Raw genomic sequence first — 7,384 nt, 5'->3', positions numbered from 1 at the left:
CAATTGAGACTCTAAATTTTTTGCCTTGCTTAGCTATCTAAAAGAAAGTTAAGCTCGGCTGTTAGAACTCAATCTGTACGAGTGCCCACACAGATGATTGCTTTATATTGTTAAAGAACGTTGCGATTAAAGTTAAACTTTATCTCGCTAGGGCTGCGCATATTACGCTTTCCTATTTTTTTGTCAACACTTAATTTTAAACTTTATTAAAAATCTAAACTTAAGTTTTACTCGACTAACTGATTAACTCTTGCCTCGCTAAGCGTTGCTGTCTGCCGTCTCAGTGGGGTCGCATTATAGGGAGATCCAAAAACAGATCAACCTTTTTTTGAAGAAAACTTAAAATAAAACACTGTTCGCTGAGTATTTAAGCTAAACGCTCAAAAACAACACTAAACTAGACTGTTTTTAACTATATAAGTGCAAGTTAAATGAAGAAACCCAGATTCAATCTTTAATCGAAAAAACGATCCACTACTGAAATGATCAATATTTTGATCAAATGACCTAAGTTTATAATCTTTACCTATGTATATTGTTAATAACTTATGAGGGTCAAACACTGACAGTCGCAGTTATCACGCATTTAAATCATAGGTAAAAGTAGACTCTATAGATTTATACAGCTACATATTCAGTAGCAAGATAACTTTCAAAGCTATAAATGTTATTACCGACCATGAAATTTAAATTAACAAGCTAGTTGAATAACAAATGGTTATTAAGGGAAGTAGATTCTAGTGACGCTTAGTGGGCTTACAAAGATGTTGGTTTGATAATGGTATAGTTGAAATGTTGCGCTATATACAGGGATACTGATAGCGATATTATTTTTTGCCAAATTTTAGATATTAAAAAGCCGAGCTTATGCTCGGCTTTTTGGTGTCTTTAAGACTTACTCAGCAGACTGCGCGTCTTCTTGAACTTCTTCGTTCGCAGATGTGCGACCTACTAGTTCAATATAAGCCATTGGTGCATTGTCACCAGCACGGAAGCCACACTTAATAATACGAGTGTAACCACCTGGACGGTCTGTATTGCGAGGACCGATTTCACTGAACAACTTACCAACTACTTCTTTATCACGCGTGCGAGCAAACGCTAAACGGCGATTTGCTACACTGTCAGTCTTAGCCAGTGTGATTAAAGGTTCAATTACACGACGTAACTCTTTCGCTTTTGGCAAAGTAGTTTTGATGATTTCATGTTTCACCAAAGAACCTGCCATATTGCTGAACATCGCTTTACGATGGCTGCTGTTACGGTTTAATTGACGACCACTCTTACGATGGCGCATGACCCTATCCTTCTAACTAAACTAATATAGTGATTTAGATTATTCAGCTAGGCTTGCAGGTGGCCAATTTTCTAGGCGCATACCTAGAGATAGACCACGTGAAGCTAGCACGTCTTTAATTTCAGTCAGAGACTTCTTGCCTAAGTTAGGCGTTTTAAGAAGCTCGACTTCTGTGCGCTGAACTAAATCACCGATATATTGAATTTGCTCGGCTTTCAAACAGTTTGCTGAACGCACTGTTAGTTCAAGATCATCAACTGGACGAAGTAGAATAGGATCGAATTCTGGCTTCTCTTCTTTCTCTTCTGGCTCAGTAACATCACGTAAGTCTACGAATGCTTCTAGCTGCTCAGCTAAGATAGTCGACGCACGGCGGATCGCTTCTTCTGGATCTATAGTGCCGTTTGTTTCCATATCAATGATTAACTTGTCTAAGTCTGTACGTTGTTCAACACGTGCTGATTCAACCGAGTACGCAATACGTTCAACTGGGCTAAATGATGCATCAAGCAACAATCTACCAATTGGACGCTCATCGTCATCAGAGGATAAACGGCTAGATGCCGGCACATACCCACGACCACGTTCAACACGAATTCGCATGCTGATCGCACTATTATCTGCCGTTAAATGACAAATAATATGATCTGGGTTGGCAATGGTTACATCGCCGTCGTGCTGAATATCAGCCGCAGTCACAGGGCCTACACCAGACTTAGTCAGGGTAAGAAAAACTTCATCTTTACCTTCCAAAGTAACTGCTAGACCTTTAAGATTTAACAGAATTTCAATGATGTCTTCTTGTACGCCTTCTTTCGCGCTGTATTCGTGCAACACACCGTCGATTTCAACTTCGGTTACTGCACATCCTGGCATTGACGAAAGAAGTATACGGCGTAAGGCATTCCCAAGAGTATGACCGAAGCCACGCTCTAATGGCTCTAAAACTACTTTAGAACGAGTTGGGTTAATAGCGTCGATATCGACTAACCTTGGTTTTAGAAATTCTGTAACAGAACCCTGCATTTTATCCTCTCTTAACTCTTAACTTTACTTAGAGTAAAGTTCGACGATTAGTTGTTCATTGATGTCCGCAGACAGGTCTGAACGCTCTGGTAGGCGTTTGAAATTACCTTCCATTTTCTTACCGTCAACTTCAACCCAAGTCGGTTTTTCACGTTGCTCGGCTAGTTCTAGAGCAGCGATGATACGAGCTTGTGTCTTAGACTTTTCACGGATAACTACTACATCTTCTGGAGTAATTACGAATGAAGGAATGTTCACTACACGACCATTAACTAAAACCGCTTTGTGGCTTACTAACTGACGTGCTTCAGCACGTGTGCTTGCAAAACCCATGCGGTATACAACATTGTCTAAACGTTGCTCTAAAAGCTGTAACAAGTTTTCACCTGTGTTGCCCTTAAGGCGAGCAGCTTCTTTGTAGTAGTTACGGAATTGCTTTTCTAATACACCGTAGATACGACGTACTTTTTGCTTTTCACGTAATTGTAAACCGTAATCAGATAAGCGACCTTTACGAGCGCCGTGCTGACCAGGTGCAGTCTCAAGTTTACACTTAGAGTCGATAGCTCTTACGCCGCTCTTAAGGAACAGGTCAGTACCTTCACGACGACTCAGCTTGAGCTTAGGGCCCAAATATCTTGCCATGTTATTTCTCCTAACCTATTGTTAAACGCGACGTTTCTTCGGTGGACGACAACCATTGTGTGGTATTGGCGTCACGTCAGTAATGTTGGTGATACGGTAACCAGCAGCATTCAAAGCACGTACAGCAGATTCACGACCTGGACCTGGACCTTTGATGAAAACTTCTAGATTTTTTAAACCGTATTCTTGAGCAGCAGTACCTGCACGCTCTGCAGCAACCTGAGCAGCGAATGGTGTAGATTTACGTGAACCACGGAAACCTGAACCACCGGCAGTAGCCCATGATAGTGCATTACCTTGACGGTCGGTAATTGTAACAATAGTGTTGTTGAAAGAAGCATGAACATGAGCCATACCATCAGCAACTTGCTTTTTAACCTTTTTACGACGAATTGGTGTCTTAGCCATAATACTATCCCCTTATCGCTTAATAGGCTTACGAGGACCCTTACGGGTACGCGCGTTAGTCTTTGTTCTTTGACCACGTAGTGGTAAAGAGCGACGGTGACGTAGGCCACGGTAACAACCAAGGTCCATAAGGCGCTTGATATTCAAAGTAACTTCACGACGAAGATCACCTTCTACAGTGTACTTGCCAACTGCTTCACGCAATACGTCAAGTGTTTCGTCTGAAAGTTCACCGATTTTTGTGGTTTCGGCGATACCAGTCGCTACTAAGATAGCCTTAGAGCGAGTCTTACCTATGCCATAAATAGCTGTTAAACCAATAACTGCATGTTTATGATCAGGGACGTTAATGCCAGCGATACGGGCCACTAACACATCTCCTATATTTGAATTCGGTTATCATCTGTTTGAAGAGCCCGTAAGGATACTCAAACGAAGACCAAATCACAACTGAAAACACAGGCCGAGAAACCTCAGCCTGCACGACTTATAAATTAACCTTGCCTTTGCTTATGCTTAGGCTCACTGCAAATTACACGTACAACACCGGCACGTTTAATAACTTTACAGTTACGGCATATTTTCTTAACGGAAGCACGTACTTTCATTGCTCAACTCCGTAAACTGACCTTATCGACCGTAGCCTTTAAGGTTCGCTTTTTTCAGCACAGAATCATATTGATGAGACATCATATGAGTCTGTACTTGTGCCATAAAGTCCATGATCACAACAACGATAATCAAAATTGATGTACCGCCGAAGTAGAATGGCGTTTGCCATGCCATGGTCATGAATTCGGGCACCAGACAGATAAAGGTTATATACAAAGCACCTGCCAATGTCAGGCGTGTCATCACTTTATCAATGTATTTCGATGTCTGCTCGCCTGGACGAATACCTGGGATAAATGCGCCAGATTTTTTCAGGTTATCTGCTGTTTCACGTGGGTTAAAAACCAACGCTGTGTAGAAAAAGCAGAAGAAGATAATAGCCGCAGCTAAAACTATTGCATACAAAGGCTGACCTGGAGTCAACGTTGTAGCAATCGCTTGTAGCACATCAGCGACACGACCTTCACCCTGGCCGAACCAGCTGGCAATAGTACCAGGGAACAGAATTATACTGCTAGCAAAGATTGGTGGAATAACACCCGCCATGTTTACTTTTAGTGGTAAATGCGTGCTTTGGGCAGCAAATACTTGACGACCTTGTTGGCGCTTTGCGTAGTTAACGACGATACGACGTTGTCCACGTTCAAAGAACACTACAAGATAAGTAACAGCGAATACGATTACCGCAATCAATAACAGTGCTAAAACATGTAAATCACCTTGGCGCGCCATTTCGGCTGTCGAACCAATAGCAGACGGCAGGTTAGCTACAATACCAACAAATATTAGAACTGAGATACCGTTACCGATACCACGTTCAGTTATTTGCTCGCCCAACCACATCAGGAACATAGTACCAGTTACTAAACTCACCACTGCGGTGAAGTAGAAACCGAGACCTGGGTTAACAACTAACCCGTCCATCATACCCGGTAAGCTTGTCGCAATACCGATCGATTGGATAGTAGCAAGCAAGAGCGTGCCGTAGCGTGTGTACTGGCTAATTTTCTTACGACCTTGTTCACCTTCTTTCTTAAGCTCTATAAACGGAGGATACATATGCGTTAATAGTTGCGTAATAATTGAAGCTGTGATGTAAGGCATTATACCCAGTGCTAACACCGAAGCGCGCTCAAGCGCACCACCGCTGAACATGTTGAACATTTCAACAATGGTGCCCTTTTGTTGCTCGAAGAAATCGGCAAGTACAGCGGCGTCAATCCCAGGGATTGGCACAAATGAACCTAGACGGTAAATAATGATAGCGCCCAATACGAATAGTAATCGACGTTTCAATTCCGAAAGCCCACTTTGTGCACTTTGTGTATCTTGACCTGGTTTAGCCATTAGTACTTCCTTAGTCTTCTACCTTGCCTCCGGCGGCTTCGATAGCTTCGCGAGCACCTTTAGAGGCTTTAAGGCCTTTAACGGTAACAGCGCGTGAAACTTCGCCAGATTTAACAACTTTAACGAACAGAACGTTCTTTTTAACTAGACCAGCTGCCTGTAGCGTACCTAGGTCTACCACATCGCCTTCAACTTTAGCGATCTCGTATAGGTTTATTTCTGCAGATACTAAAGATTTGCGAGAAGTGAAACCAAACTTAGGTAGACGACGTTGCATAGGCATTTGACCGCCTTCAAAACCAACGCGTACTTTACCGCCAGAACGTGACTTTTGACCTTTGTGACCACGGCCACCAGTCTTACCTAGACCAGAACCGATACCACGACCAACACGTTTACCAGCAGATTTAGAACCTGCAGCAGGAGAAAGTGTATTCAAATGCATTCGAATTACCCCTCAACCTTAACCATGTATGAAACTTGGTTGATCATACCACGTACACATGCTGTGTCTTCTAACTCAACAGTGTGATTGATACGACGTAAACCAAGACCGCGTAATGTAGCTTTATGTTTCGGTAAACGACCGATAGAGCTCTTTACTTGTGTTACTTTTACAGTTTTATTAGCCATGGTTTACCCCAGAATCTCGTCTACTCGAAGACCACGTTTTGCAGCGATCGACTGAGGAGAATTCATATTCTCAAGAGCTGAGATCGTTGCACGTACAACGTTGATCGGGTTAGTAGAACCGTAACATTTAGAAAGTACGTTCTGCACACCAGTAACTTCTAGTACTGCACGCATAGCACCACCTGCGATGATACCAGTACCTTCAGATGCTGGTTTCATAAACACAAGAGAGCCAGCATGACGTCCTTTAACAGGATGCTGTAATGTGTTGCCATTTAGGTCTACGTTGATCATGTTACGACGTGCTTTTTCCATTGCTTTTTGAATAGCAGCTGGAACTTCACGTGCTTTACCATAACCGAAACCTACTTTACCTGCGCCGTCACCAACTACAGTTAGTGCAGTGAAGCTAAAGATACGACCACCTTTAACTACTTTAGACACACGGTTCACCGCGATTAGCTTTTCAGCTAGATCAGGCTGTTGTTGCTTTGCTTCTACGTTAGCCATTGTCTACTCCTAGAATTGCAAACCGGCTTCACGCGCAGCATCTGCTAGCGCCTTCACACGGCCGTGATATTTAAAGCCACTGCGATCAAAAGCAATCTTTTCGATGCCTTTGTCAGCCGCACGTTCAGCAACCGCTTTACCAACTGCTTGCGCAGCTGCAACGTTGCCTGTGCCTTTAACTGTTTCGCTAATAGCTTTCTCAACAGTAGAAGCAGCAGCCAGTACATTACCCTCAGCGTTTACAACTTGAGCGTAAATGTGACGTGGCGTGCGGTGGATAACAAGACGCGTTGTGCCTTGTTCAATATAATTTCTACGAGTGCGTTTAGCACGACGTAGACGAGCTGTTTTTTTATCCATCGTCTTACCTTACTTCTTCTTAGCCTCTTTACGGCGTACATTCTCATCTGAATAACGAACACCTTTACCTTTATAAGGCTCAGGTTTACGGTATGCACGAATGTTAGCAGCTGTTTGACCAACTAACTGCTTATCTACGCCCTTAACTAGAACTTCTGTTTGGCTTGGAGTTTCAATCGTAATTCCTTCAGGAACTGCGAAATTAACTGGGTGTGAGAAACCAAGAGTTAAATCTAATGTTTTACCCTTAGCTGCAGCACGGTAACCAACGCCTACTAACTGAAGTTTCTTCTCGTAACCTTCATGCGTACCAACAATCATATTGTTGATTAGAGCGCGAGCAGTACCTGCTTGTGCCCATGCATTGGCTACGCCTTCACGAGGTAAAGTTGTAATAACGTTGTCGTTAAGTTGTACTTCAACTGCAGAGTTGATAGTACGCGTTAATTCGCCGTTTTTGCCTTTAACTGTGATGTCCTGGCCTTTTAATGTAACTTCTACACCGGCAGGAACATTAATTGGTGCCTTTGCTATGCGAGACATAGT

Annotated in this window: 12 protein-coding genes; all 12 read right to left on the bottom strand. The window is 42.9% G+C overall.

What is annotated here, in order from left to right:
* Nucleotides 1-895 precede the first annotated feature (895 nt).
* Nucleotides 896-1,297, bottom strand: coding sequence for a 50S ribosomal protein L17 (gene rplQ / locus H5201_RS16670; protein WP_016710207.1), 402 nt, complete (start codon nt 1,295-1,297; stop codon nt 896-898).
* Nucleotides 1,298-1,336: 39 nt separating this feature from the next.
* On the bottom strand, nt 1,337-2,323 hold the full coding sequence (locus H5201_RS16665) for a DNA-directed RNA polymerase subunit alpha (protein WP_145241913.1): 987 nt from the start codon (nt 2,321-2,323) through the stop codon (nt 1,337-1,339).
* Nucleotides 2,324-2,347: 24 nt separating this feature from the next.
* Complete coding sequence (gene rpsD / locus H5201_RS16660) at nt 2,348-2,968, bottom strand: 30S ribosomal protein S4 (protein WP_016710205.1); 621 nt, start codon at nt 2,966-2,968, stop codon at nt 2,348-2,350.
* A 21-nt stretch (nt 2,969-2,989) separates the two neighbouring features.
* Entirely contained in the window at nt 2,990-3,376 is a 387-nt protein-coding gene (gene rpsK, locus H5201_RS16655; RefSeq protein ID WP_002959471.1) for a 30S ribosomal protein S11, read from the bottom strand.
* A 12-nt stretch (nt 3,377-3,388) separates the two neighbouring features.
* Nucleotides 3,389-3,745 carry a 30S ribosomal protein S13 gene (gene rpsM / locus H5201_RS16650; protein WP_145241916.1) on the bottom strand — a complete coding sequence of 119 codons (357 nt, stop codon included), beginning with the start codon at nt 3,743-3,745 and terminating at the stop codon, nt 3,389-3,391.
* Between the two features lie 125 nt (nt 3,746-3,870).
* Nucleotides 3,871-3,984: a 50S ribosomal protein L36 gene (gene rpmJ, locus H5201_RS16645; RefSeq protein ID WP_002959476.1), complete on the bottom strand. Its 114-nt coding sequence runs from the start codon at nt 3,982-3,984 to the stop codon at nt 3,871-3,873.
* 22 nt (nt 3,985-4,006) lie between these two features.
* Complete coding sequence (secY, locus tag H5201_RS16640) at nt 4,007-5,335, bottom strand: preprotein translocase subunit SecY (RefSeq protein WP_182785092.1); 1,329 nt, start codon at nt 5,333-5,335, stop codon at nt 4,007-4,009.
* Nucleotides 5,336-5,345: 10 nt separating this feature from the next.
* Nucleotides 5,346-5,780, bottom strand: coding sequence for a 50S ribosomal protein L15 (gene rplO, locus H5201_RS16635; RefSeq protein WP_064668467.1), 435 nt, complete (start codon nt 5,778-5,780; stop codon nt 5,346-5,348).
* 5 nt (nt 5,781-5,785) lie between these two features.
* On the bottom strand, nt 5,786-5,968 hold the full coding sequence (gene rpmD / locus H5201_RS16630; RefSeq protein ID WP_016710201.1) for a 50S ribosomal protein L30: 183 nt from the start codon (nt 5,966-5,968) through the stop codon (nt 5,786-5,788).
* 3 nt (nt 5,969-5,971) lie between these two features.
* Nucleotides 5,972-6,478 carry a 30S ribosomal protein S5 gene (gene rpsE / locus H5201_RS16625; RefSeq protein WP_002959485.1) on the bottom strand — a complete coding sequence of 169 codons (507 nt, stop codon included), beginning with the start codon at nt 6,476-6,478 and terminating at the stop codon, nt 5,972-5,974.
* A gap of 9 nt (nt 6,479-6,487) precedes the next feature.
* A complete protein-coding gene (gene rplR / locus H5201_RS16620; protein ID WP_008115388.1) occupies nt 6,488-6,838 on the bottom strand; it encodes a 50S ribosomal protein L18 in 351 nt (116 codons plus the stop codon).
* Nucleotides 6,839-6,847: 9 nt separating this feature from the next.
* Nucleotides 6,848-7,381 carry a 50S ribosomal protein L6 gene (rplF, locus tag H5201_RS16615; RefSeq protein ID WP_145241920.1) on the bottom strand — a complete coding sequence of 178 codons (534 nt, stop codon included), beginning with the start codon at nt 7,379-7,381 and terminating at the stop codon, nt 6,848-6,850.
* Nucleotides 7,382-7,384: the final 3 nt, after the last annotated feature.

The organism is Pseudoalteromonas sp. SG43-6 (assembly GCF_014164365.1).
GTDB classification, from domain to species: domain Bacteria; phylum Pseudomonadota; class Gammaproteobacteria; order Enterobacterales; family Alteromonadaceae; genus Pseudoalteromonas; species Pseudoalteromonas rhizosphaerae.
This window is presented reverse-complemented; position numbering and strand designations above follow the sequence as displayed.